The sequence below is a fragment of the Amycolatopsis sp. 2-15 genome (genome assembly GCF_030285625.1).
GTDB classification, from domain to species: Bacteria; Actinomycetota; Actinomycetes; order Mycobacteriales; family Pseudonocardiaceae; genus Amycolatopsis; species Amycolatopsis carbonis.
Window position 1 is genome coordinate 7,814,559 of sequence record NZ_CP127294.1, and the last position, 23,518, is coordinate 7,838,076.

The window sequence follows — 23,518 nt, forward strand, 5'->3', positions numbered from 1 at the left end:
TGCCCCTGAACGGAAACCCGCCATGACCACGTTGTTGTCCGCCCCGACTCCGGCCACGACCCCCACCGGAGCCTCCGCGCGGCTCGGTTACCTGCGTGCCGCCGGGGTGTACCTCGCGGTGCGAGTGGTCGGGGTGGTGGTGCTGGCGTTGTTCGCGTCGAGTACCGGGCAGCCGTTGCTCGACCGGCTCACCGCGTGGGACGGGCAGTGGTACCTGGCGATCGCGGACGACGGCTACAGCGGGATCACCCACGGGCTCGTCGACGCCGCCGGGAACTTCGCCCCGAACACGCCGCTGGCGTTTTTCCCGTTGTACCCGTTCCTCATGCACGCGTTGGCGACCGGCACCGGGCTCGACAGCACCACCGCCGGGCTGCTGATCAGCGCCATCGCGGGGATCGTGGCGGCGCTGGGCGTCTACCGCCTGGGCAAAAGGGCCGGCGAGGAGCGCACCGGGCTGCTGCTCGTCGCGCTGTGGGCGGGCGCGCCGCTGTCGATCACGCTCTCGATGGTCTACACGGAAGCCCTGTTCACGGCGTTCGTGGCGTGGGCGCTCGTCGGGCTCGTCGAGAAGCGGTGGGCCCTGGCCGCATTGTGCTGTGTCGCCGCCGGGTTGACGCGGCCGACGGCAGTGGTGCTGGTGGGGGTGGTCGTGTTCGCCGGTGTGGTGGCTTTCGTGCGGGCACCGCGGCCGGCGCCGCTCGTGGCCGCGGCCGCGGCGCCGGTCGGGCTGGTCGGCTACTGGCTGTGGGTCGCGAACCGGACGGGCAGCCTGTTCGGCTGGTTCGACCTCGAGTGGCACGGGTGGAACACGCGCTTCGACGCCGGCGCGGAGACCTTCGGCTTCGTCGGCCGGCAACTCGTGCAAGGCCGGTCGGTGATGGAGGTCGGGAACGTCTTCGTGGTGTTCCTCGCGATCATCGCGGCCGTGCTGCTCCTGCTCAGGCTGCGCGAGCGCCCGAGCTGGTGGCCGCTGATCCTGTTCGGCGTGGGCATGGTGGTGCTCGTGGCCGGCACCGCGGGCATCCCGTTCGCGAAGGCGCGGTTCCTGCTGCCCGGTTTCGTCCTGCTGCTGCCGCTCGCCCAAGGCCTCACCGGACGCCGGCGGAGCACCGCCATCGCGGCGACCGCCGGCGTCGTCCTCGTCGGCTGCTGGTTCAGCGCCTACGCCCTCACTGGCTGGCGCTACGCGATCTGACCAATCGGTGTCCACAGTGGATACCGAAAGGGATCACACCGAAGCGGCCATGCGCGCGTGCACCGTCCGCCCACCAGAGCCCGCAGACCGAGCTTGTCGGCGACGACGACGCCCGGAGCGAGGCGTCCGCCGGCTCCACCAGCAAGCCGCCGTCCGAGAACAGGCGGCGCACGTTGTCGGCGGCCCGCAACGCCAGCCTGGTTTCCCGACGCCGCCGACACCGGCCGGCGTCCCCAGACGGGTCGTGCCGACCGGCCGCCGGGTCGTCGCCAGGCATGGCGCCCCGGCAACCGCGCCGGGCGGCCAGTGCGGTCCGGTGAAACGGCGTCGGCCGCTATGTGCGCGGGGGCATGGCAGGCGGCGATTTAGGCATTGGCTGGGCATGGCTCGCGCGGCCTAACCTCGTTTCACCCTTGCACCGACCCGGGCCGCCCGCGGCGCCGGGTCGCCCGCCGAGCGACCCGGACGGCGAACCCACGCCCTCGGGGACCGCCCACAATGGAGGGAACCCGATCCCATGACGAGCACGTCCGGCTGCCCCGTCGCCCACGACTTCGACCCGCTCGCCGAGAGCTACCTGAGCAGCCCCTACCCCGAGCTCAACCTCCTGCGTGAGCAGGCACCGGTGCACTACGTGCCGTCGCTGGACCACTGGCTCGTCACGCGCTACGCCGACATCGCGGCGATCCTGGCCGACCCGGCGACGTTCTCCGCGGCCAACGCGCAGGCTCCGCTCTCCGGCCTCACCGAGGAAGCGAGCGGCATCCTCCACAACGGACTGCGCAACACCCCGGTGCTCTCGAACTTCGATCCCCCGGGCCATTCCCGGGTCCGGCGTCTGCTGGCGCCGCTGTTCTCGCCGCGCCGGATGGCGCAGCTGGCGCCGCGGATCGAGCAGTTCACGACCGAGCTGGTCGACGCGTTCGCCGGCCGGGGCCGCGTGGACATCGTCGAGGCCCTGACGTTTCCCCTCCCCGCGTTGACCCTCTTCCGCCTGCTCGGCTTCCCGGACGAGGACAGCGAACAGCTGAAGGCCTGGTGCGGCGAGAAGCTGGAGATCAACTGGGGCCGGCCCGACGCCGAGTACCAACTGCGGGCCACGACCAACATCGTCCGGTTCTGGGACTACTGCGAGCACTACGTCGAGACGCGCAAGCACGACCTCGGCGACGATCTCACCAGCGATCTGCTTCGCCAGCGAGAAACCGACCCCGGCGCCCTCGACGACCGCGAGGTCGCGAGCATCGTGTTCGCCCTGAGCTTCGCCGGGCACGAGACCACGACCAACCTGATCGGCAACGCGCTGCGCCACCTGCTCTCCCGCCCGCAACTGTGGGCTGAGATCGGCCGTGACCCCGAGACCATCGCCGGGGCCGTGCAGGAAACCCTGCGCTACGACTCGTCGGTGATCGCCTGGCGGCGCGTCACCACCCGCGAGGTGACGATCGGCGACACCGTCGTGCCCGACGGCGCGCGGCTGGTGCTGGGCCTCGGCGCGGCCAACCACGACCCGGCCGTGTTCGCTGAGCCGGAGGAGTTCGAGATCCACCGCGCGAACGCGAAGGTCCAGCTCTCCTTCGGCCGGGGCATCCACTACTGCCTGGGCCAGTTGCTCGCCCGGGTCGAGACGGAGATCGTGCTCCGGCACCTTTCGCAGCGGTTCCCGGATCTGCGGCTCGCCGCAGGCCAGGACGTGCGCTATCCGCGCAACATCTCGTTCCGCGGCCCGGTGAGCATGCTCGTCGAGTGGAGCGCCCCGGTGCCCGCTCACTGACGTCACACGGCGGGCTCGGGGGCGCCGGCCCCTTCCGCCTCCGAGGTCCGCCGTTCCATCGCCGACTTGTCCGAGAGGGGCTTTTCCTCGAGCAGCCACACCACGCCGAACGCCACCGCCGCCACGATCCCGCCGATGAGGAACACCAAGCGCATGGACCCGGCGAAGCCCTCCAGGATCGGGTGGGCCAGGACCGGGTCGAGGGTCTTGAGGAACGACGTGTCGTTGACGTCGACGCCACCGCTCAGCTGCTGCGCGAACCCGGGGTGCCGGGCCACAGCCGCGACGTAGGCCGGCGAAGCCGCGGCCGCGCGCAGCGCCGAGGCGATGCTGCCGCCGACGGTGCTGAACAGGATCGACAGGAACACCGCGGCACCCACCGTGCCGCCGATCTGGCGGAAGAAGGTCGACGCCGAGGTCGCCACGCCGATGTCGCCGGGCAGCACGTCGTTGGTCGCGGCCAGGGTGAGCGTCTGCATCGAAGCGCCGAGCCCCAGCCCGATCACGAACGCGATGCCCATGACGACGGTGACCGGGGTGTCCACGCCGATCGTGGCGAGCCCGAACATCGACGCGGTCAGCAGCCCGAGCCCGACGACCGCGAAAACCTTGTAGCGCCCGGTTTTCGTGGTCACCAGCCCGCACACGGTACTGGAGATCATCATGCCCGCTGTGAGCGTGAGCATCTGCAGGCCGGCCGCCGTCGGCGTCGCGCCCTTCACGATCTGCAGGTACAGCGGCAACGACAACATGGCGCCGAACATCCCGATGCCCACGATCACCGTGACCACCGTGGCCACGCGGAACTCCGAACAGCCGAAGAGCCGCAACGGCAGCAGGGCCGCGTCCCCCATCCGGCGTTCCTGCAGCACGAACAGCGCCACCCCGCCCACGCCGACCACGAACATCGCGATCGACGCGGGCGAACCCCAGCCCCAGTCCCGGCCCTGCTCGGCCACGAGCAGCAGGGGCACGATGCCGAGGACGAGCGCGCCGGCGCCGAGGAAGTCGATGCGCTGGTGGACCTTCGTCGTGGGGAGGTTCAGCACCTTGTTGACCACGAACAGCGCGATCAGCCCAATGGGCACGTTGACCAGGAACACCCAGCGCCAGCCCGTGATCCCCGCGACCGTGCCGGCCCCGGCGAAGAACCCGCCGACCACCGGACCGGCCACGCTGGAGATGCCGAAGACCGCCGTGAAGTACCCCTGGTACTTGCTGCGCTCCCGCGGCGAGGTGATGTCCGTGATGATCGCGAGCCCGAGGGACATGAGACCACCCGCGCCGAGGCCCTGCACGGCGCGGAACGCGGCGAGTTCGTACATCGACGTCGCCGTTCCGCTGGCGAGCGAGCCCGCCAGGAAGACGGAGATCGACGTGAGGTACATGGGTTTGCGGCCGAACAGGTCGGACAGCTTGCCGTAGAGCGGCGTCGAGAGCGTCGCGGTGATCAGGTACGCCGTCGTCGCCCACGCCTGCAGGCTCTGCCCGTGCAGCTCGTCCGCGATCGTCTTCATCGCCGACGACACGATCGTCTGGTCCAGTGCCGCGAGCAGCATGCCGAGCATCAGCCCGGACAACACGGTGAGGATCTGTCGCTGCGAAAGGTGCCCGCCGGTCGCGGCACCCGCGATGGCCGAGTGGTCTGGGTGCTCCATGGGGTCTCCGTTCGATCTCAGATGTCGAGCACGATCCGTCCGGTTGCGCCGGCCTTCTCGGTGGCGTCCTGGGCTTCGGCGACCTGGTCGAGCGGGAACCGCCCGGCGATCGGGTAGCGCAGGTCGCCCGCGGCGACGGCCGCGGTCAGGTCGGCCGCGGCGGCGACGTTGGCGGACTCGGGGAAGTCGTCGTTGCTCAGGAACTGCACGGTGATGTTCTTGAACGCGGCGGGCCAGTAGGGCAGCGGCGCATCGGCGTTGCTCGTCGCGTAGGTCGCGATCGAGCCGTGGTACTTGAGGACCTCGACGTCCAGCGTCGCGTTGCCGGCGAGGTCCGTTTCGGCGATGCGGTCGACGCCCTCGGGGGCGATCGCCCGGATCTTCTCGGCGGCGTTGCCCTCACGCACGTTGACAACGTGGTGGGCGCCGGCCCGCAGCGCGGCGTCGACCTGGTCGGCGTGCCGCACGGTCGCGAGCACGGTGGCGCCGCCACGGCGGGCCACGGCGAGCGCCGCGCGGCCCACTCCGCCCAGCGGCGCGGTCACGAGCACGGTCAGGCCCTCGACGGGGCCGCCGGCGAACACGGCGCGGTGTCCGGTGATGCCCGGGATGCCGAGCAGGGCACCCTGGTCCAGGTCTACCTCGTCCGGCAGCGCGACGGCGTGCCGGGCGGGCACGACGGTGTACTCGGCCGCGGTGCCGAACGGGCGGTAGGACTGGGCGAGGTACACCCACACACGCTCGCCGATACGGGCCGGGTCGACGCACTCGCCCACCGCGTCGACGACCCCGGCGCCGTCGCCGTGCGGGATCACGCGCGGGTAGGCCATCGTCGAGCCCCAGTAGCCGCGCCGCTTCCCGACGTCGCCGACGTGGATGCCGGAGACGACCACCCTGACCCGGACCTCGTCCGGCCCCGGCTCCGGGACGGGCACCTCACCGACCTGCAGGACTTCCCGGGCCGGGCCTTGCTTTTCGTAGTACGCCGCGCGCATCACCGCGCCGGGTCTGTCCGTCGAGCTCATCGTGCCTCCGCAGTCGTGGTGGGGACCATCGTCGGCGGGGCGGGCCCGGGCCAGCGCCCGTCAGATGACTGGGGCACCGACGGTCGCCGGTCCGGGCCGCACCCGGAGCCGGTGCGCGGAGGGATCAGGAGCGGATGAACTCGAGCAGGTCGGCGTTGATCGTCGCGGCCTCGGTGGTCGGCATGCCGTGCGGGAAGCCCGGGTAGATCTTGAGCGTGCCGTTCTTCAGCAGCTTCACCGACAGCAGGGCCGCGTCCTCGTACGGCACGACCTGGTCGTCGTCACCGTGCATGACCAGCGTCGGCACGGTGATCTTCTTCAGGTCCTCGGTCTGGTCGGTTCGGGAGAACGCGACGACGCCTTCGTAGTGGGCCAGCGCGGAGCCCATCATGCCCTGGCGCCACCAGTTCTGGATGAGCGCCTCGGACGGCTCGGCGCCCGGCCGATTGAAGCCGTAGAACGGACCCGAGGCCACCGCGCGGAAGAACTCGGACCGGTTGGCCGCGAGCTGGGCCTGCATGTCGTCGAAGACGCTCAGGGGCAGCCCGCCGGGGTTGGCCTCGGTCTGCAGCATCAGCGGCGGGATGGCGGCGAGGATGGCCGCCTTCGCGACGCGGGACTCGCCGTGGCGGGCCAGGTAACGCACGACCTCGCCGCCGCCGGTGGAGTGTCCGATGTGGATGGCGTCGTGCAGGTCGAGGTGCGCGGTGACCTCGGCGAGGTCGTCGGCGTAGTGGTCGAGGTCGTGTCCCTCGGCGACCTGCGCCGAGCGGCCGTGACCGCGCCGGTCGTGGGCGATGACGCGATAGCCCTGCTGCAGGAAGAACAGCATCTGGGTGTCCCAGTCGTCCGACGACAGCGGCCAGCCGTGGCTGAAGACGATCGGCTGCCCGGTGCCCCAATCCTTGTAGAAGATCTCGACACCGTCGGCGGTGGTGATCGTCGGCATGGGTGGTCTCCGTTCGTTCGGCGGCCCGGCTTTCCGGGCTCGCCCTGGTTGACGGGGACCATCGTCGCCGGGACGAGTCCGCACAGCGCCAGACAGATGACTGTGCCGGTGACGGGTGACCGTCGGCTCAGGCCCGCCCCGGTTACCGGTCCGGGAGCGAGCGCGGGAGCCCGAACGCCGGGAACACACTGTTCTCGAACCGGCTCATCCCGCAGATCCGGTCACCCGTCAGGGTGAGGACGTAGAGGCCGGTGCCGTGGCGGACGCCGCCCGGGGTGCGCAGGTAGGCGCCGAACGCGGGCTGGCCGTTGGCGCGCGTCGGCACGAGGTCGAAGCGGCGGCCCGCGCCGAACAGGCTCGCGCAGAAGTGGCCCACGACCTCGCGGCCTTCGTATTCGAAGGGCAGCGGCGGCATCGACATGAACGCGTCGTCGGTCAGCAGTGTCACCAGCGCGGCGATGTCGGCGGTCTCGTATGCGCTGACGAACCTCGCCACGAGCGCGTCCTCCGCGGGCGAGCCGGCGGCGGGAGCGGGTTCGGTGACCGTCGGCCGCCGTCGCGGCAGACCGGCGCGCGCCCGTTTGAGAGCGCTCTTGACCGACTCCACGGTGGTGTCCAGCATGCCCGCCACCTCGGCGGCGGGGAACCCGAGGACGTCGCGCAGGATCAGGACGGCCAGCTGCCGCGGCGGCAGCGCCTGCAGGGCGGTCACGAAGGCCAGGGAGATCGACTCGGCCTGCTCGTAGCGGGCCTCCGGGCCGAGCGGCACGGCGATCGCGCCGTCGAGGAGGGCGTCGGGATAGGGCTCGAGCCACGCGACCTCGCCGAGCCGCGTGGGTTCCGGCGGTTCGACGCCGGGGATGTCCCACTCCTTGGCCGGGCGGCGCTTCGCCGCGCGCAGGGCGCTGAGGCACCGGTTGGTGGCGATCCGGTAGAGCCAGGTGCGGATCGACGCGCGGCCGTCGAACCCGCTCAAGCCCCGCCAGGCGGACAGCAGCGTGTCCTGCAGGGCGTCCTCGGCGTCCTGGAACGAGCCGAACATCCGGTAACAGTGCACCTGCAGCTCGCGCCGGTGCGGTTCGGTCAGCGCCCGGAAGGCCTCGCCGTCACCACCCCTCGCCCGGCTGAGCAGGTCGGTCCTCGCCCGTTCCATGGCCACCTCTCTCCGGTCGGCGTTCCCATCCTGTCTTGACGCCGGCCGGGGCGCGAAGGGGACGGTGCGCCCCTTTTCCCGATCCCGCGGCGTCGGTATCCCCGACAGCCGACAACAAAAGGGAGAACGGCCATGGGAAAGATCGTCATCAGCGAGAACGTCTCGCTCGACGGAGTCGTCGAGGACCCGACCGGCGAGGACGGCCTCGGACGGGGCAGCTGGTTCACGTGCATCGGGGACGCGGACCGGGAGGCCTGGGCGAAGGTCGAGTTCGAAGAAGCGGTGAGTGCCGCGGCCCTGCTGATGGGGCGGCGCACCCACGCGTGGTTCGTCGCGCGGGGCTGGGAGTCCCGCGACGGCGCCTGGGCGGACCGGCTGCGCGCTCTGCCGAAGTACGTCGTCTCCTCCTCCGCCCTCGACGGTCCCGAGTGGACCAACTCGACGGTCGTGAAGGCCGCGGAAGTCCCGGAACTGAAGCAGGAGGTGCACGGCGACCTCGTCGTCTACGGCAGCAGCCGGCTGGCGCACACCCTGGCCGAGCGGGATCTCGTCGACGAGCTGCGCCTGATGACCTACCCGGTCGTGGTCGGCGCGGGCGAACGGCTCTTCGGCGAGACGAGCGCGGTGAAACCGATGCGGCTGGTGGTCACGAGGACCGTCGGGGAAAGCCTCGTTCTCCTCACCTACCGGCCGGCCTGACGCTTTTGTCGGTGGCGGCGAACAGGATGGGCGAGGCCACCGAGCCGACCGAGAGGATCGTCATGGCTTCGACGCACCACCGACTGGACTACACGGAGTTCGCCGTGACCGACCTCGACCGCGCGACGGCGTTCTACCGCGCCGCGTTCGGCTGGGGCTTCAACGCCTACGGGCCCGGGTACGCCGGCATCCGGGCCGATCCGGCCGAGGCGTACCCGGAGGTCGGCGGCTTTCGCGTCGACGACGAGGTCGCCGCGGGCGGGCCGCTCTGCATCCTGTACTCGGACGACCTGGGCGCGAGTGAAACGTCCGTCGTCGCCGCGGGAGGCACGATCGTCGAACCGGCCTACGACTTCCCGGGCGGGCGGCGGTTCCATTTCCGGGACCCGGAAGGCAACGTCCTCGCCGTGTGGTCGGCTTCGTAGCTGCCCGGCGCCGGATCGCCTTGCCCTGAGCGGGGCCAGGCGATCCGGTCACGCCCGCGGGCACTCAGCCCCACTGGTACTTCAGGAACTTCCCGTCGAGCGTCACGACCACGCGCTCGCCGCCCGGGTCTTCGCGGCGGCCGACGTCGATCTTGAAGTTGATGGCGCTCATGATGCCGTCGCCGAACTGCTCGTGGATCAGCTCCTTGATGGTGGGGCCGTACACCTGCAGGACCTCGTAGAAGCGGTAGATCGTCGGGTCGGTCGGCACGGCTTCCTCGAGTGCGCCGCGCGTCGGCTGGAGCCGCAGCGCCTGCGCGACGTCGTCGCCCAACTCCAGGATCGCGACGGCCTTCGCCGCTTTGTCCGCGGGCACCGGGTGCTGCCCGAGCAGCGCCGACGTCGTCCACGCCAGGGGAGCGTCGAGGGCATCGGCGATTTCGGCCCAGGTGAGCCCGAGCCGGACCTTGGCCTCGAGGACCGCGTCGGCCGCCTGCTTCTTGGTAGTCATGCGATCGAGCGTAAGGGCCCGCTCACGCGCGATCCATCCATTCTTTTTCCGTGCTGACTGCCTTTCACCATGAGCCCATAGGGACGGCGCATCAAGCACGGAACCGAACCGGCCCACTCGCGTGAGCTTCGGGCAAGCGCCCCTCTCACGAAGCCGCTCGGCCGGCCCGGAGGTCGTCTCCGGCCTGGCGCAAGGCGGCGACCACACCCTCGGCTTCCGCGCTGCGCACCGCCGGGAACACGGCGACCGTCCGGCGGCCCGGCCAGCCCGGGTCGTCGACGCCGACGGCGACCACGCCGGCCGGAACGGACAGCGCGGCAACCTCGGGCATCAGGCACACACCCAGCCCCGCGGCGACCAGGCCCAGCCGCGCCGGCCACCCACGCACGGTGTGGCCGATCACGGGCTCGGCGAGTGTCGGCCAGGCGCGGAACTGGGGATCGTCGCCGTGGCCGGGCCCGCCGGCGATCCAGGTCTCCCCCGCCAGCTCGGCCACGGGGACCACGTCGGTGCCGGCCAGCCGATGCCCCGAAGGGACCGCGACGCACAGGCCGCCGGCCGACACGACCTCCTGGTCGAGCCCGGCCAGGTCGTAGTCGGGCAGCCCGGCGCCGACGCCGATCACGGCCACGTCCAGCCGCCGGGCCCGCAGGTACCGCAGCAGCGTGGGCGTCGCCGCTTCAGTCAGCGCCACCTCCAGGCCCGGGTGCTCGGTGCGCAGCCGAGCGACGGAGCGGGGCACCAGCACGGCAGTCGCCGACGGGTAGGCGCCGAGCCGGACGCGGCCGGCGAGCCGGTCGTCCAGGCCCGCGAGATCCTGTTCCAGCGCCCGCATCCCGGCGAGGATCCGGCCCGCGTGCTCGACCACGACGGCGCCGGCCGCGCTGACCCGCACGCCGCGGCCCTCGCGGACGAACAGCTCCTGCCCCGCCGCCGCCTCCATCGCCGCGACCTGGCGCGAAATCGCCGGCTGCGAGTAGCCCAGCAGCCGCGCGGCCGCGGTGAACGATCCGCTCAAGGCGATCTCCCGGACGACCCGCAATCCCGCCAAGGTCAGCTCACTCATGCGTCAACCGTATCGTGGCGATCCGGTACTCTCATCTCCCGGATGGATTTTTCGCCCCGTGCAACGGGTTCTCCCCAGTATGGACATCACACCGAACAGCAACACCTGGTTCGTGACCGGAGCGTCGCGCGGGATGGGCCGCGAGCTCGTGGAGCAGGCGCTGGCGCGCGGCGACCGCGTCGCCGCCACCCTGCGCCGGCCCGGGCAGCTCGACGACCTCGCCGCCCGCTACCGCGACCGTCTGTGGGTGCGCGCGCTGGACGTCACCGACACCGCGCAGCTGCGCACCGTCGTCGACGAAGCGTTCGCCGCGTTCGGGCGTATCGACGTGGTCGTGTCCAACGCGGGCCACGGCGTGTTCGCCGCCGCCGAGGACCTCACCGACGCGCAGATCGACCGCATGATCGCCACCAACCTGACCGGCTCGATCCAGCTCGCCCGCGCGGTCGTGCCCCACCTGCGGGCGCAGGGCGGCGGCCGGCTGCTGCAGCTGTCGAGCATGGGCGGGCACCTCGCCTTCCCCGCGTTTTCGCTCTACCACACCACGAAATGGGGTATCGAGGGCTTCTTCGAGGCGTTGGCCGAGGAGGTCGCGCCGTTCGGCATCGACACCACGCTGATCGAGCCGGGCATGGTCCGCACGGGCTTCTTCGACGCCGCCGACCGCGTGCCGGTCAGCGCCCCGTACCGCGGCGGGCCGGCCGACCGGGAACCGATCCCCGTGTCGGAGATGACGGACAGCCAGGAGAACACGATCGCCGCCGTCGTGCGCGCGGCGGTTTCGGCGCACCCGCCGCGCCGCCTCGTGCTGGGTTCGGACGCCTGGCACCTCATGACCTCCGCGCTGCGGCAGCGGCTGGCCGACGTCGAATCCCAGCGCGCCAACGCCGCCACGGCCGACGCCGTGCCCGCGCACCGCTGAGCCGGTTCCGGCAAGTCCGCTCTCGTCAGGAAAGCGGGCTTGCCACCGGGTCGGACCCTGAACCGCACGTCATGAAAGCCGTCCGGATCGCGCCCTGATCGCGGCCATCGTCACGCGCCCGGTCGACGCCGCCACCCGCGCGGGACCGGGGTTCGGCCTCATCGACCACGTTCACGGCAGCCGCTCTCCGGTAGCCACCTCGGCCTCGGTCAGGGTCTTCGGCAGGCGCACGGCCGCGACCGTGCCCGCGACGGCCGTGAGCGTGATCAAGCCGAACACCATGCCGAACGCCGGAGTGGGCCGGGCGGCCGGTCCGGCGAGGATCGCCCCCGTTGCCGCGACGCCCGCGACCGCGCCCACCTGCCGCACCGTGTTGAACAGCCCCGAAGCGGCGCCCGCCATCGACGGGGCGACCGACCCCATCGCGGTGACCGACAGCGGTGCCCAGGCCAGAGCGTTGGCCGCGCCCAGCACCGCGGCTCCGGCCGCGACCCACCACGCGTTGAGGCGCAGCACGACCACCAGGCCCACGATCAGCAGGCTCACCGTCAGCAGAACCATCCCCGCCACCGCCGGGCGCCGCGGACCGATCCGGTCGACCCAGCGGCCGGTCCACGGGGACAGGACCATCGCGACGAGGGCGTCCGGCGCCAGGACCGCCGCGCCTTCGACGGGACCGAACCCGCGCACGTCCTGCACGTAGAGCATCGTCGGCAGGGCCATGGCGAGCACCGTCGCGCCGAGCGCCGCCATCGCCAGGCTGGCCGAGGAATACCCGGGCGAGCGGTAGAGCTCCAGCGGTGCAAGGGCTTCCTCGCCTTCGCCGCGTTCCCTGCGGAAGAAGAAAAGCAGCAGCACGGCGGACAGGCCTGCGGCGAGCAGGGACAGCGAACGCCACGACAGCAGCGCCCACACGAGAAGACTCAGCCCCGCCGTGCTCGCCATCGCGCCCGGGACGTCGAACCGCGTGGCCCGGCCCGGGCTGCCGGGAGTCAGGCGCAGGCCGAGCAGCAGCGCGACCGCGCAGAGCGGCACGTTGACCCAGAAGATCCAGCGCCAGTCGAGCGTCGCGGTCAGCAGCCCGCCCGCGACCGGCCCGAGCAGGGCGCCCGCCGCCGCGACCGAACCCCACACGCCGAGAGCGCGCCCGCGTTCGTCCTCGGCGAAGAGCCGCCGGATCAGCGTGAGCGGCTGCGGCGCCATCGCCGCCGCGGCCAGGCCTTGCAGGACCCGGAACGCGATCAGCCAGCCGACCGAAGGCGACAGCGAGCACAACGCCGACGCGACCCCGAAGCCCGCCATCCCGACGAGGTACACCCGCTTGGGGCCGAAGCGGTCACCGAGCCGCCCGAGCACGAGCAACGGCACCGAAAACGCGAGCAGGTAGCCGGCCGTCACCCAGAACAACCCGGCCACGTCGGGCTTCAGCTCGGCCTGGATCGCCGGGCTCGCCACCGCCACGATGGTCGTGTCGAGCAGGATCACGAAGAAGCCCGCGAGCAAAGCGGTGCGCCCGCCCCATTTGCCGGTCATGCCACCTTCTCCCCCTCGGAGCGCGAGAATCGCAGGCGAGCGGATCACCGGTCGAGGCGCCGGCAACGGTCAGCCCGGCCTCACAGCCCGCGCCGGCGGCCAGCGCCTCGAACGGTGCGCGAGGCAGCACCTCACCGTCGACGACCGGCGAGAGTCCGACCGCGATGTGCGCGGCCGCGCCCCAGCGTCCGGCGCCGGACCGCATCTCGCCGCTCATCGAGTCGGCAGCGGCGACGAGCTCGGCCGCCGCCACCCCGCGCAGGTCCTCGACGGTCGGCTTGCGGCCCGTTCGGGCGGCGATCTCGGTCATGATGTCGGCGGCCGGCGGCGGGCGAAGAACCCGATCCACTTTGGACGATGGCCCGCGGCGATGTTCGCCCGCATCCACTCCAGCGCGGCGAGCCGGTCGAGCATTCCCCGGTTGTCCCGCGCGCCCCGCAGGTGGCCGAGCCCTTCGACGCCGACGCGGTAGTTGAACGTCACCAGGACAACGCCCGCTTCGCGAGCCAGCCGCGCGCCGTCGTAGGTCGGATCGGCCGCGTGCCCGAACTGGAAAGCGCCGCCGTGGATCCAGACCATCACCGGCACCGCGGCACCCGCCCCGGGCCGCGGCGACCAGACGTCGAGCGTCAGCCAGTCGTCGCCGGCCACCGCGTTCGACGGCGGGCCGAGCAGCAGCGACTGCGGTGGCGACGACCCGAACGCGAGCGCCTCGCGCACGCCGTCCCACGCCGGCACCGGTTGCGGCGCGGCGGACCGGAGCTCCCCACCGGCGGCCGCGCGAACGGGATGCCGCGGAACACGGCCTGGCCGTCCTTCCGTGCGACCCCGCACCCGGCCGGCTTCGGCGCGGATCTCGGGGACGTTCATCGCGGCTTCCTCCCCCGCGGCCGGTGCGGCGGGCCGCGAGGTCGTCGAGCGTACGGCGACCGAGCGTGGGGGGCCGTTCAATTTCCGTGGCTCACCCGCGGCGGGCCAGATCCTCGACACTGCCGCTCGGCATACCGACGCCCGACTCCGCGTAGGCGCGCAGGCTTTCGGTGAAGTGGTTCCAGCCGCTGGTGCACATGTCGATACAGTCGAGCTCCCCGGTCAGGCCGTGGTGGCGGAAGCGGAGTTCCGTGGCGCCGCCGACCGGCACGAGGGTGAAGGCCGGCCGCGTGCCGACCCAGTCCGGCAGGAAGTCGCACGAGGTCACGGTCCAGCGCACCACGCTCGGCCGCGTGGCTTCGTCCACCCGCATCACGCACGGATCCGGGTGGGAGAAGAAAAACCGGAGCTCGCCGCCGGTGTCACCGGTTCCCATGACGCGGGTCCACCACGCGCCGAGGCCGGCGACGGTGGTGAGCGCGTCGAACAGCGTGTCGGGGGCGGCGTCGACCGAGACGGTCTTCTGGTAGTCCGAGGTCATGACGGGGTTTCCTTCCCTTCGGCCGAACGCAGAGCTTGGATCGACTCCGCGATCGTCTTGATCCGCCGCAGCCAGGCGTCCCACGCCGCGCCGACGGAGGTCAGCTGCGCGACGGCGCGGGCGAACTGCGCCTCGTTGACGACGTACCTGACCTCGCGCCCGTCCTTGCGGGCCACGACCAGCTCCGCGCGCTCCAGCACGCCGAGGTGCTTGGCGACCGCCTGGCGCGTCACCGGCAGGTGCTCGCTCAGGCCCGTCGCCGTGCCGAACCCGTCGGCCAGCAGCAGGTCCAGCAGGTGCCGCCGGGTGGGGTCGCCGAGGGCGGCCCACAGCTCGTCGTCGATCACGAGCGCACCAGGCCCGCCGCGTACGCCGCGAGTTGGGGCAGGTGCTCGTCCCAGCCCGCGGTGTGGTCGCGGTAGTACTCCTCCAGCCGCGCCGCCTCCCACCCGATCTCACGGAAGCCGGCCTCGGTGAGCTTCAGCAGCGTGCCGCCGTCCTCCGGCACCAGCTCGAACGTGACGAGGAACGAGTTCTCCGGCGTCGCCGCCTGGCCGTCGGGCTGCACCCAGCGGAACACGAACCGCCGTGGCGGCTCCGCCTCGACCACGGACACCGGCACGACGGCCGTCCCGCTCCCGTCCCGGCGCGGCCGGCTCATGGTTCCCGTGCTCCCCTCGAACACCGCGTCGAACCCCCACCAAGCCGCGATGTGCTCGGGCCGCGTGATCACCTCGTAGACGACCTCGGGCGTCGCCGCCACCCGGATCTCGCGCTCGATGGTGCCGTTCTCCATGGCCGTCCTCCCTATTCGCAACCGGTGGTTGCACGTTAGGGGACGCCGCCTCGACGCGCAACCATCTGTTGCGGGTGCGGTGGCCCAGTAGCCTAGCCCGATGCCCGTCGAACCCACCGCTCGTGACCGGCTGCGCCGGCTGGAGTCGATCACCGACGCCGCCCTCGGCCGACTGGACCTGGAGCCGCTGCTGCGCACGCTCCTGGAGCGGGTCCGCGAGCTGTTCGACGTCGACACCGCGACCGTCCTGCGCCACGACGAGGCCGCCGGGCAGCTCACCGCCATCGCGTCGGCGGGCATCGAGGAAGAGGTCTTCCAGGGCGTGCGGGTGGCGGTGGGCTCCGGGTTCGCCGGGCGGGTCGCGGCGCAGCGCGCGCCGGTGCTGATCGACCACGTCGACGAGTCGACCGTGATCAACGCGCTGCTGTGGGAACGCGGTCTCAAAGTGCTGCTGGGCGTGCCGATGCTGGCCCGCGGCGAGCTCGTGGGCGTGCTGCACATCGGGTCCACAGTGAAGCGCGCGTTCGACGCGGACGACATCGAGCTCCTGCAGGTCGCCGCGGCCCGCCTCGCGTTGACGATGGTGGCCGAGGCCGCGGGCGAGGACCGGGCGGCCGCGACCGCACTGCAGCGGAGCCTCCTGCCGGCGCGCATCGCCTCCGTGCCCGGCATGGACTTCGCTTCCCGCTACGTGCCCGGCGCGGACTTCGCCGTCGGCGGCGACTGGTACGACGTGTTCCCCCTCCCCGGCGACCGCCTCGGCATCGTGATGGGCGACGTCGCCGGCCACGGTCTCGGCGCCGCCGTGGTGATGGGCCGGCTGCGCAGCGCCCTGCGCGCCTACGCACTCGACGCCGCGAGCCCGGCGGAGGCGCTGGGCAAGCTGAGCCGCAAGATGAACCACTTCGAGAAGGGCATCATGGCAACCGTCGCGTACGCCGTCGTGCCGCCGGACCGCGAAACCCTCGTACTGTCCCTCGCCGGGCACCCGCCGCCCGTCCTGGCCACGCCCGGCTCGCCCGCGCGCCTGCTGGACGTGCCGCCGGACCTGCCCGTGGGCCTGGGCCTGCCACCCGCGGACCGGCGCGACACCGTGGTCGCGCTGCCGCCGGAGTGCGCGCTCGGCTTCTACACCGACGGCCTCGTCGAACGCCGCGACGCCGATCTCGACGACGGCTTCCGCAAACTGACCACCGCCATGACCACGGGCGACCCGGAAGCCGTGTGCGCTCGCGTGATGGCCGCGCTCGTCGGCACGAACCCCGCCCAGGACGACGTCGCGCTCCTGGTGGCGACGAAACGGCCGGTGCGCCCGTAGCTTCCGCGCGGGAGCCCACCGGGGAGTTCCCCGATGCGAAGCACCCCGCGCCGGACCCACGCTGGGCCACGACGTGTCGCCCAACCCGGGAGGTCCTGCGGAGATGGTGTCGTGGAACCGCGTGAGCGAGGCGGACGTGGTGCGCGCCGCACAGGAGTACGACCGGCTCGGGGCGGAGGCGTTCTTCGCGGAGCACGGATTCGGCCCGTCGCGCACCTACGAGCTGGTGTGGGAGGGCAAGCGGTACCCGCACAAGGCCCTGCTCGGTACGGCGTACGAGTTCGCCACCGGTGAGCGCCTCGCTCCCGGCGACTTCGAAGGCGGCAAAGCGGGCGCGGTGACGGTACTGGGGAAGCTCGGGTTCACGATCGAGCAGCGCCACCCGTAGGCGACCCCATCTCGGCGACGGCCTTCGAAACCTGGTGCACACTTTCGCCAGACCCGCCGTAACGTCCCGATAATGGTGACCACGCGTGAAGCTCCCTAGGGTGTGAGATCCACCGCCCACCGACCCTGGAGTGCCCGTGAGTCCCCGATTCGACGGCCTGCGCGCCGTGTTCTTCAACAGCACGCTGAAGCGCTCGCCGGAGCCGAGCAACACCGAAGGGCTCATCCGGGTGAGCGCGGAGCTCATGCGGCGCGAGGGCGTCGAGGTCGAGGTGATCCGGACGATCGACCACGACATCGCCGTCGGCGTGTACCCGGACATGACCGAGCACGGCTGGGGAAGCGACGAATGGCCCGCCCTGTACGAAAAGGTATTGGCGGCCGACATCCTCGTCCTGTGTGGACCGATCTGGCTCGGCGACAACTCGTCCGAAATGAAGAAAGTCATCGAACGGCTCTATGCGTGTTCGCACCTGCTCAACGACGCCGGCCAGTACGCTTACTACGGACGCGCCGGTGGCTGCCTGATCACCGGCAACGAGGACGGGGTGAAGCACTGCTCGATGAACGTGCTCTACAGCCTCCAGCACCTCGGTTACACGATCCCGCCGCAGGCCGACGCCGGATGGATCGGGCCGATCGGCCCCGGTCCGTCCTACCTGGACCCGGGGTCGGGCGGGCCGGAGAACGACTTCACGAACCGCAACACCACGTTCATGACGTGGAACCTCATGCACCTGGCCAAAATGCTGAAGGACGCGGGCGGAATCCCGGCGTACGGCAACCAACGGGCGGCCTGGGACGAGGGCGAGCGGTTCGACTTCACCCATCCCAACCCCGAGTACCGCTGAGAGGACACCGATGACCACTGTCGGGAAGATGCTCGTGCAAAGCCTGGCCGACCACGGCGTGTCCGCGATGTGGGGTGTGGTCGGCGACGCGCTGAACCCGATCACCGACGCGCTGCGCCAGGAGCCCCGCATCCGCTGGATCGGGGTCCGGCACGAGGAGGCGGGCGCGTTCGCCGCGGGCGCGCAGTCGCAGCTCACCGGCCGGATCGGCGTGTGCATGGGCACCGTCGGGCCGGGCTCGCTGCACCTGCTCAACGGCCTCTACGACGCGAAGAAGTCCCACACCCCCGTGCTCGCGATCTGCGGCCAGGTGCCCAGCGCCGAGATGGGCAGCGACTACCACCAGGAAGTCGACAACGACGCCGTGTTCCGCGACGTGTCGGTGTTCTCCCGCACGATCACCGACCCGGCCCAGTTCCCGTACCTGCTGGAGCTGGCGGTGAACGCGGCGTACGCACGCAACGGGGTGGCCGTGCTGACCCTGCCGGGCGACGTCGCGGGCCGCGAGCTGCCGCACGGCACGCAGGAGCCGCGGTTCGTGAGCCAGCACCCGCCGGTGACCCCGGACGCCGGGGCGCTCGGTGCGGTGGCGGCCGTGCTCAACGGCGCGGACACCGTGACCATGCTCGTCGGCTCCGGCGCCCGCCCGGCCCGCGACGAGGTGCTGGCGACGGCGGAAACCCTCGCCGCGCCGATGGTGCTGACGCTCAAGGGCAAGGAAACCCTCGAACGGGACAACGACTACCAGGTCGGCCAGACCGGCCTGATCGGCAACCCGGCGGCGCAGCACGCGCTGACCCACGGCGACGTGCTGCTGATGGTGGGCACCGACTTCCCGTACCGCGACTGGTACCCGAAGGGCAAGACCGTGGTGCAGATCGACCACGAGGGGATGCGCATCGGCCGCCGCACCCACGTCGACCACGCGCTGGTCGGCGACGCCCGCACCACGCTGGCCGCGCTGCTGCCGCTGCTCCGGGCGAAGCCGTCGCGCGAGCACCTCACCGCGTCCCGCGAGCGCTACACGAGCTGGAGCGACCGCCAGCACCACCTCGCCGACCCCGGCTACGACTCGAGCGTCGTCGGCCGCGTGCGCAAGCAGTTCGACAACCGCGAGCGGGCCATCCGCCCCGAGGTGCTCGCGGCGGCGATCGACCGCCACGCCGCCGACGACGCGGTGTTCACCTCCGACACCGGCATGTCCACGGTGTGGCTCGCCCGCTTCGTGACCCTGCGCGGAAACCGGCAGCTGCTCGGGTCGTACAACCTGGGCTCCATGGCCAACGCCCTGCCCCACGCCCTCGGCGCCGCCCAGCTCGACCCAACCCGCCAGACCATCGCGTTCTGCGGCGACGGCGGCCTCACCATGCTCATGGGCGAACTGCTCACGGTCGCGGCCTACGACCTGCCGGTGAAGGTCTTCGTGTTCAACAACTCCCGTCTCGGCATGGTCAAGCTGGAGCAGGAACAGGGCGGCATCCCCGAGTTCGGCACCGTGCTCAAGAACCCGGATCTCGCCGGCGTCGCCCGCGCCTGCGGCATCCACGCCGTCCGCGTCGAGCACCCCGACCAGGTCGACGCGGCCGTGCGCGACGCGCTCGCCCACGCCGGCCCGGTACTGCTCGACGTCGTCACCAACGCCGAGGAGATCGTGATCCCGCCGAAGCCCACCGTGAGCCAGGCGTGGGGCTTCGCCATCGCCAAGATCGAGGAGACCCTGATCTCGGCGCACGACGTCGACGAAAAGGCGTAACCAGCTCCACCACCCGAAGAGGCCCGACCGGTGACGGTCGGGCCTCTTTCGTTTTGCGCCATTCACACGGACGGGTGACGCAGACCGGCTCAGCTGGGAAGACGCCCGCGCCGGGGATTCACCCGATTCGGCGGCGTCTCAGGGGGTGATCACCGGATTGACGGTTGGTCTGAATGGCGCAATTATTTCGCGCATGTCCGAACCCGGGACGCTCGTCACCGAGTAACCGCCGGGATTCGCAGAAACCAGTACGGGACCACGGGTGTTTTTGTCGTGCCCGGAAAACGAGCAGAAGGAGAACGCGCATGCGATCCAGTCCGCGTTGGCGGAAGGTGGTGGCGGGGTCGATGGCCACCGCGCTCGCGATAGCGGCGGTGACCTACACCGGCGCGAGCACGAGCGCGTACGCGGATGTCCAGGTGTCCACCGACACCAAAACCGCCGCCGACGGCAAGCAGTACTGGGTGCAGAACCACCTGGTGTCGAAGGATCTCACCGCGAAGTCGGGCACGCCGAAGAAATGGCTGCTCGTGTGGGCCGGTGACGAGAACATCGCCGACACCGTCGTGAAGGACGTCAAGAACCTTCCGGGCACACATCGGCGCGTACCTCGCCCGGGATCTCCACCGGCAGCCTGCACGGCTGGCTGTGGGGCCTGTTCGCCCTCGGCGGCACCTGGGCCGGGCTGCGGCTGCGGCCGTTGTTCGGGCTCACCAACCCCCGGCCGAGCGACAGCATCTGCTGACCAGGTGGTGGGAAGGCTTGTCGGGGCCGGAGCCTCGTTCCTATAGTGCGTCAGACGTCTGACGTCTTTTGGGAGGCTTACGGTGACGAAGGATCTGCGGTCGTTTCTCGCGGAGGTGGTCTCGACCGGTGCGGGCGAGGTCAAGCACGTGTCGAAGCAGGTGGACCCGCGGTTCGGTGTCACCGCTTACGGAGCGTGGTACGACAAGCGCGGCGACTACCCGGCGTTGCTGTTCAGCGACGTCGCCGGCAGCGAACTGCGCTGCCTGACCAACCTCGTGGCGACGCACGAGCGGATGGCGCTGGCCCTCGGGGTCGAGGTCGAGACGCTCGTGCGTTCGTCCGTCGCGGGCCAGGGCCGGGCGGCGCACCCGCCGGTGGAGTTCAAGGGTGCGGCGCCGGTGCAGGAGGTGGTGTGGCGCGGTGCGGACGCCGACCTCACCCGCCTGCCGATCCCCACCCACAACGAGCTCGACGGCGGCCCGTTCCTCACCGCCGCCGTCGGCGTCACTCGCGACCCCGAGTCGGGCGCGGTCAACGCAGGGATCTACCGCCACCACATCTACGGCCCGCGGCGCCTCGGTGTGTGGTTCTTCGGCTCACACGACGGCGGCACGATCCACCGCCGTTACGCCGAACGCGGCGAGCCCACCCCGATCGCGCTGGTGATCGGGCACCACCCGGCGTTCCTCATGGGTGCGGTCTCCCGGGTGCCCGGCATCGGCGGCGAGTACGACGCCGCCGGCGCCTACCTGGGCGAATCGGTCGAAACCGTGCCTACCGTGACCTCCGGAATCCCCGTGCCCGCGCACGCCGAGATCGTCATCGAGGGCCACATCCTGCCCGACGAGCTCGAGGAGGAAGGCCCGTTCGCCGAATGGCCCGGCCACTACGTCGGCGGCGGCCGCAAGCCCGTCATCGAGGTCGACGCCATCACCATGCGCCACGACGCGATCTTCCAGGACATCCAGGCCTCCGGCCGCGAGCACCGCCTGATGGGCGCGCTGCCGCGTATCGCCAGCATCCACGAGGCCGTGCAGCAGAAGGTGCCGGGCCTGCGCGCGGTCAACATCCCGCTGCACGCCCGCATGCACTGCTACCTGTCGATCCGCAAGAACTCCGACACCGACCCCACGCGCGCCGCCTTCGCCGCCCTCAACACCGAGCCGGAGAACCTGCGCGCCATCGTCATCGTCGACGACGACATCGACGTCTACGACGAACGCGAAGTCGCCTGGGCCATCGGCACCCGCTTCGACGCGTCGCACGACCTGCAGATCATCCCCCGCTGGAACGGCCCCGGCGGCCTGCTCCCCACCAACTGGTCCTACGACGAAGCCGGCGGCCGCACCCCGCAACGCTCCTCCGCCGTGATCGTCGACGCGACGAAACCGGCCCCGCCGGTCGTCTTCCCGGCCCGCGCGCGGGTGCCGGAGGAGGCGATGCAGGCGGTGGACGTGGACGCCATCGAGACGATCACGTCCGTGACCGACCTGCCCGGGTGGGCGTGACGAGGTAGACGACGGGCCTCAGCCGTGACGGGCTTGCCTGGCCGGACGTGACGGCTGTCCACTTCGGATGGACAGCCGTCACACCGGGGCGAGGCGCCGCAGTTGCCCGGTCACCGCGCTGCCGAGCTGCGCGTCGGCCAACGGCTCGTCGGGGACGCTGAGCAGCCATAGGTCGGTGGCCAGCCTGAACCAGCGGCTCGACCTGTGTTGTTTGCCTCGGCTCCGCCGAGGCAAACAGTCAGCGCCACCGGATTCGGAGAAGCCTACAGCCCGCCGAGGCGTTCGGTGATGGCGGTACTCAGGCGAAGAATGGCGGACGTCGAGAGCTTCAGCCGTTCGTCGTCCACAGTCGACTTCACCATGCTCACCGAAAGCGCGCCGACGGGCTGCCCGCCGCGCCCGGCGACCGCGGCGCCGACGCACATCATGCCCGGCGCGGTCTCCTCGTCGTCGACGGCGTATCCGTGGGCGCGGGTGTTCTCGATCTCCGCCATGAGCTTCGGCATCCGCGTAATGCTGTGCGGCGTCAGGGTTTCGAAGCGGCCGTCGCCGTAGCGGCCGGCGATCTCGTCGTCGGTCAGCGAAGCGAGCAGCGACTTGCCGCTCGCCGTGCAGTGGGCGGGCAGGCGCAGGCCGATCTCGTAGGACATCGCGAGTGTCCGTTGGCCCGGCCGCGTCTCGACGTAGACGACGTGGCGTCCGTCCAACAGGGACAGCACGATGGTGTCCTCGGGCAGCAGCCCCAGCTCCTGGTCGACGCGCCGGAACTCCAGGACGAACCCCGACTTCGCGAGGTAGGCGCGCCCGAGCGGGACGACCTTCCAGCCGAGCCGGTAGTGCCCACCCGGGGTGCGCGTGAGCAGGCCGGTCGTGACGAGCGTCGTGCACACGGCGAGGCAGCTGCTCTTGGGCGCGCCGATGGCCCGCGCGAGCTCGCTGAGCGGCAGCCCGTCGGGGGCGGCGGCGAGCGTGTCGAGCACGTATGCCGCGCGGGCCACCGACGGCACCGGCAGCCCGGCCGAGGAAGGGGAACCGGTCATCGCGGGAGATGCGGGAGATTCGGGAGATTCCGTCATCGGCGCAACCGGCGGGCGAGGACGATCGCCGCGACGACGGCGGCCACGGCCGGCACCACGCGCTTCGCGACCGGGATCGCGATGGCACGCAGGACGACGGTGTCCGCGTTGCGAGCACGCGCCGGGTCGCCCGTCCGCACGACCGGAGCCGCACCGGCGGGCTCGGCCGAGGGAGCGGCACCCACGGTTTCGTCGTCCGGCCACTCCTGCGCCGCCAGATCGACGACGTCGGCCACCGGCTCGACCGCGGCCACCGCCACCACACCGGACACCGCGGCCCGCGGCACCGCCGCGGTCTGAGCCCGCGACCCGGCCACCTCGTCCGCCAGCGCCCGGGCGAACTCGTCGACCAGCCGCCCCGTCACCTCGCCCAGCACACCACGCCCGAACTGCGCCAGCCGTCCCGTCAGCGCAAGCTCCGTAGCCAGGTCGACGCGTGTGCCTTCCGGGGCCGGCGCCAGCCGCAACGTGACGGTCGCCGAAGCCGAACCCCGGCCACGCACCTCACGGCCCGACGCCGCCACGACCACGACCCCCGCCGCCTCATCGCGTTCGCGGAACCGCGCCAGGCCCGAGTACTCGGCGGCGATCGGCCCGACCTTCACCCGCAGGCCGCCGCGGACGTCGTCGCCGTCGACCTCGGCCAGGTGCACGCCGGGCATGCACGGCGCGACCCGTTCCGGATCGGTGAGCACGGCCCACGCCTGCGAAGGCGGCAGGCCGACGGTGAAGCTGTTCTCCAGTCGCACGAACGCCCC

General features: G+C 71.6%; 24 protein-coding genes and 1 pseudogene. 11 read left to right on the plus strand and 14 right to left on the minus strand.

The window, feature by feature from the left end:
* Window positions 1–22 precede the first annotated feature (22 nt).
* The gene (locus QRX50_RS38660; RefSeq protein WP_285968015.1) at window positions 23–1,198 is read left to right on the plus strand and encodes a glycosyltransferase family 39 protein; all 1,176 of its coding nucleotides are present in this window, start codon (window positions 23–25) and stop codon (window positions 1,196–1,198) included.
* Between the two features lie 517 nt (window positions 1,199–1,715).
* Window positions 1,716–2,972: a cytochrome P450 gene (locus QRX50_RS38665; protein WP_285968016.1), complete on the plus strand. Its 1,257-nt coding sequence runs from the start codon at window positions 1,716–1,718 to the stop codon at window positions 2,970–2,972.
* A 2-nt stretch (window positions 2,973–2,974) separates the two neighbouring features.
* Here the strand turns inward: QRX50_RS38665 and QRX50_RS38670 are convergent, their stop codons facing one another.
* The 4 genes from QRX50_RS38670 to QRX50_RS38685 form a co-directional block, all read right to left on the minus strand.
* Window positions 2,975–4,630, minus strand: coding sequence for an MDR family MFS transporter (locus QRX50_RS38670; protein ID WP_285968017.1), 1,656 nt, complete (start codon window positions 4,628–4,630; stop codon window positions 2,975–2,977).
* A 17-nt stretch (window positions 4,631–4,647) separates the two neighbouring features.
* The gene (locus tag QRX50_RS38675) at window positions 4,648–5,655 is read right to left on the minus strand and encodes an NADPH:quinone reductase (protein ID WP_285968018.1); all 1,008 of its coding nucleotides are present in this window, start codon (window positions 5,653–5,655) and stop codon (window positions 4,648–4,650) included.
* A gap of 124 nt (window positions 5,656–5,779) precedes the next feature.
* Complete coding sequence (locus tag QRX50_RS38680; RefSeq protein ID WP_285968019.1) at window positions 5,780–6,604, minus strand: alpha/beta fold hydrolase; 825 nt, start codon at window positions 6,602–6,604, stop codon at window positions 5,780–5,782.
* Between the two features lie 142 nt (window positions 6,605–6,746).
* Complete coding sequence (locus QRX50_RS38685) at window positions 6,747–7,757, minus strand: sigma-70 family RNA polymerase sigma factor (protein WP_285968020.1); 1,011 nt, start codon at window positions 7,755–7,757, stop codon at window positions 6,747–6,749.
* A 132-nt stretch (window positions 7,758–7,889) separates the two neighbouring features.
* Here QRX50_RS38685 and QRX50_RS38690 point away from each other — a divergent pair, with 132 nt between their 5' ends.
* Together QRX50_RS38690 and QRX50_RS38695 are read left to right on the plus strand one after the other, a co-directional pair.
* Entirely contained in the window at window positions 7,890–8,456 is a 567-nt protein-coding gene (locus QRX50_RS38690) for a dihydrofolate reductase family protein (RefSeq protein WP_285968021.1), read from the plus strand.
* 11 nt (window positions 8,457–8,467) lie between these two features.
* Window positions 8,468–8,881: a VOC family protein gene (locus tag QRX50_RS38695; protein WP_285968022.1), complete on the plus strand. Its 414-nt coding sequence runs from the start codon at window positions 8,468–8,470 to the stop codon at window positions 8,879–8,881.
* Window positions 8,882–8,945: 64 nt separating this feature from the next.
* Here the strand turns inward: QRX50_RS38695 and cynS are convergent, their stop codons facing one another.
* Window positions 8,946–9,392, minus strand: coding sequence for a cyanase (cynS, locus tag QRX50_RS38700; RefSeq protein WP_285968023.1), 447 nt, complete (start codon window positions 9,390–9,392; stop codon window positions 8,946–8,948).
* A 145-nt stretch (window positions 9,393–9,537) separates the two neighbouring features.
* Entirely contained in the window at window positions 9,538–10,458 is a 921-nt protein-coding gene (locus tag QRX50_RS38705; RefSeq protein WP_285968024.1) for a LysR family transcriptional regulator, read from the minus strand.
* Between the two features lie 79 nt (window positions 10,459–10,537).
* Between QRX50_RS38705 and QRX50_RS38710 the strand changes: the two genes are divergently transcribed.
* A complete protein-coding gene (locus QRX50_RS38710) occupies window positions 10,538–11,380 on the plus strand; it encodes an SDR family oxidoreductase (protein WP_285968025.1) in 843 nt (280 codons plus the stop codon).
* Between the two features lie 171 nt (window positions 11,381–11,551).
* Here the strand turns inward: QRX50_RS38710 and QRX50_RS38715 are convergent, their stop codons facing one another.
* From QRX50_RS38715 to QRX50_RS38735, 5 genes are all read right to left on the minus strand, one after another.
* A complete protein-coding gene (locus tag QRX50_RS38715) occupies window positions 11,552–12,913 on the minus strand; it encodes an MFS transporter (protein ID WP_285968026.1) in 1,362 nt (453 codons plus the stop codon).
* 306 nt (window positions 12,914–13,219) lie between these two features.
* Window positions 13,220–13,783: a carboxylesterase family protein gene (locus QRX50_RS38720; protein WP_285968027.1), complete on the minus strand. Its 564-nt coding sequence runs from the start codon at window positions 13,781–13,783 to the stop codon at window positions 13,220–13,222.
* A gap of 91 nt (window positions 13,784–13,874) precedes the next feature.
* Window positions 13,875–14,324 carry an SRPBCC family protein gene (locus QRX50_RS38725; RefSeq protein WP_285968028.1) on the minus strand — a complete coding sequence of 150 codons (450 nt, stop codon included), beginning with the start codon at window positions 14,322–14,324 and terminating at the stop codon, window positions 13,875–13,877.
* Window positions 14,321–14,671 (minus strand): ArsR/SmtB family transcription factor, encoded by a 351-nt coding sequence (locus QRX50_RS38730; RefSeq protein ID WP_285968029.1) that lies wholly within the window; start codon window positions 14,669–14,671, stop codon window positions 14,321–14,323. Before QRX50_RS38730 ends, QRX50_RS38725 begins: the two co-directional genes overlap by 4 nt.
* Complete coding sequence (locus QRX50_RS38735) at window positions 14,668–15,120, minus strand: SRPBCC family protein (protein WP_285968030.1); 453 nt, start codon at window positions 15,118–15,120, stop codon at window positions 14,668–14,670. Before QRX50_RS38735 ends, QRX50_RS38730 begins: the two co-directional genes overlap by 4 nt.
* Window positions 15,121–15,220: 100 nt before the next feature.
* On the opposite strand from QRX50_RS38735, the gene QRX50_RS38740 reads away from it, so the two are divergent.
* The 4 genes from QRX50_RS38740 to QRX50_RS38755 all read left to right on the plus strand — a co-directional run bounded on the left by QRX50_RS38740 (window position 15,221) and on the right by QRX50_RS38755 (window position 19,429).
* Entirely contained in the window at window positions 15,221–16,438 is a 1,218-nt protein-coding gene (locus QRX50_RS38740) for a PP2C family protein-serine/threonine phosphatase (protein WP_285968031.1), read from the plus strand.
* 121 nt (window positions 16,439–16,559) lie between these two features.
* The gene (locus QRX50_RS38745) at window positions 16,560–16,826 is read left to right on the plus strand and encodes a ScoMcrA-related endonuclease (protein ID WP_285968032.1); all 267 of its coding nucleotides are present in this window, start codon (window positions 16,560–16,562) and stop codon (window positions 16,824–16,826) included.
* A gap of 136 nt (window positions 16,827–16,962) precedes the next feature.
* Window positions 16,963–17,676, plus strand: a complete 714-nt coding sequence (locus QRX50_RS38750; RefSeq protein WP_285968033.1) for a flavodoxin family protein — start codon at window positions 16,963–16,965, stop codon at window positions 17,674–17,676.
* Between the two features lie 10 nt (window positions 17,677–17,686).
* Complete coding sequence (locus tag QRX50_RS38755) at window positions 17,687–19,429, plus strand: thiamine pyrophosphate-dependent enzyme (RefSeq protein WP_285968034.1); 1,743 nt, start codon at window positions 17,687–17,689, stop codon at window positions 19,427–19,429.
* 379 nt (window positions 19,430–19,808) lie between these two features.
* Here QRX50_RS38755 and QRX50_RS50535 read toward each other — a convergent pair whose 3' ends face one another.
* Complete coding sequence (locus tag QRX50_RS50535; RefSeq protein ID WP_434533398.1) at window positions 19,809–20,009, minus strand: hypothetical protein; 201 nt, start codon at window positions 20,007–20,009, stop codon at window positions 19,809–19,811.
* A gap of 14 nt (window positions 20,010–20,023) precedes the next feature.
* Here QRX50_RS50535 and QRX50_RS38765 point away from each other — a divergent pair.
* Together QRX50_RS38765 and QRX50_RS38770 are read left to right on the plus strand one after the other, a co-directional pair.
* A pseudogene (locus QRX50_RS38765) lies at window positions 20,024–20,174 on the plus strand (YeeE/YedE family protein); the annotation flags it as partial.
* Window positions 20,175–20,256: 82 nt separating this feature from the next.
* Entirely contained in the window at window positions 20,257–21,684 is a 1,428-nt protein-coding gene (locus QRX50_RS38770; RefSeq protein ID WP_285968035.1) for a UbiD family decarboxylase, read from the plus strand.
* Between the two features lie 263 nt (window positions 21,685–21,947).
* Here QRX50_RS38770 and QRX50_RS38775 read toward each other — a convergent pair whose 3' ends face one another.
* Both QRX50_RS38775 and QRX50_RS38780 read right to left on the minus strand, forming a co-directional pair.
* A complete protein-coding gene (locus QRX50_RS38775) occupies window positions 21,948–22,724 on the minus strand; it encodes an IclR family transcriptional regulator (protein WP_285968036.1) in 777 nt (258 codons plus the stop codon).
* A 32-nt stretch (window positions 22,725–22,756) separates the two neighbouring features.
* Window positions 22,757–23,509, minus strand: coding sequence for an SRPBCC family protein (locus QRX50_RS38780; RefSeq protein WP_285968037.1), 753 nt, complete (start codon window positions 23,507–23,509; stop codon window positions 22,757–22,759).
* Between the last annotated feature and the right edge of the window lie 9 nt (window positions 23,510–23,518).

Coding starts and splice junctions, on each gene's coding strand:
- QRX50_RS38660 (WP_285968015.1), top strand. CDS start 23: ATGACCACGTTGTTGTCCGCCCCGACTCCGGCCACGACCCCCACCGGA.
- QRX50_RS38665 (WP_285968016.1), top strand. CDS start 1,716: ATGACGAGCACGTCCGGCTGCCCCGTCGCCCACGACTTCGACCCGCTC.
- QRX50_RS38670 (WP_285968017.1), bottom strand. CDS start 4,630: ATGGAGCACCCAGACCACTCGGCCATCGCGGGTGCCGCGACCGGCGGG.
- QRX50_RS38675 (WP_285968018.1), bottom strand. CDS start 5,655: ATGAGCTCGACGGACAGACCCGGCGCGGTGATGCGCGCGGCGTACTAC.
- QRX50_RS38680 (WP_285968019.1), bottom strand. CDS start 6,604: ATGCCGACGATCACCACCGCCGACGGTGTCGAGATCTTCTACAAGGAT.
- QRX50_RS38685 (WP_285968020.1), bottom strand. CDS start 7,757: ATGGAACGGGCGAGGACCGACCTGCTCAGCCGGGCGAGGGGTGGTGAC.
- QRX50_RS38690 (WP_285968021.1), top strand. CDS start 7,890: ATGGGAAAGATCGTCATCAGCGAGAACGTCTCGCTCGACGGAGTCGTC.
- cynS (WP_285968023.1), bottom strand. CDS start 9,392: ATGACTACCAAGAAGCAGGCGGCCGACGCGGTCCTCGAGGCCAAGGTC.
- QRX50_RS38705 (WP_285968024.1), bottom strand. CDS start 10,458: ATGAGTGAGCTGACCTTGGCGGGATTGCGGGTCGTCCGGGAGATCGCC.
- QRX50_RS38710 (WP_285968025.1), top strand. CDS start 10,538: ATGGACATCACACCGAACAGCAACACCTGGTTCGTGACCGGAGCGTCG.
- QRX50_RS38715 (WP_285968026.1), bottom strand. CDS start 12,913: ATGACCGGCAAATGGGGCGGGCGCACCGCTTTGCTCGCGGGCTTCTTC.
- QRX50_RS38720 (WP_285968027.1), bottom strand. CDS start 13,783: ATGAACGTCCCCGAGATCCGCGCCGAAGCCGGCCGGGTGCGGGGTCGC.
- QRX50_RS38725 (WP_285968028.1), bottom strand. CDS start 14,324: ATGACCTCGGACTACCAGAAGACCGTCTCGGTCGACGCCGCCCCCGAC.
- QRX50_RS38735 (WP_285968030.1), bottom strand. CDS start 15,120: ATGGAGAACGGCACCATCGAGCGCGAGATCCGGGTGGCGGCGACGCCC.
- QRX50_RS38740 (WP_285968031.1), top strand. CDS start 15,221: ATGCCCGTCGAACCCACCGCTCGTGACCGGCTGCGCCGGCTGGAGTCG.
- QRX50_RS38755 (WP_285968034.1), top strand. CDS start 17,687: ATGACCACTGTCGGGAAGATGCTCGTGCAAAGCCTGGCCGACCACGGC.
- QRX50_RS38775 (WP_285968036.1), bottom strand. CDS start 22,724: ATGACCGGTTCCCCTTCCTCGGCCGGGCTGCCGGTGCCGTCGGTGGCC.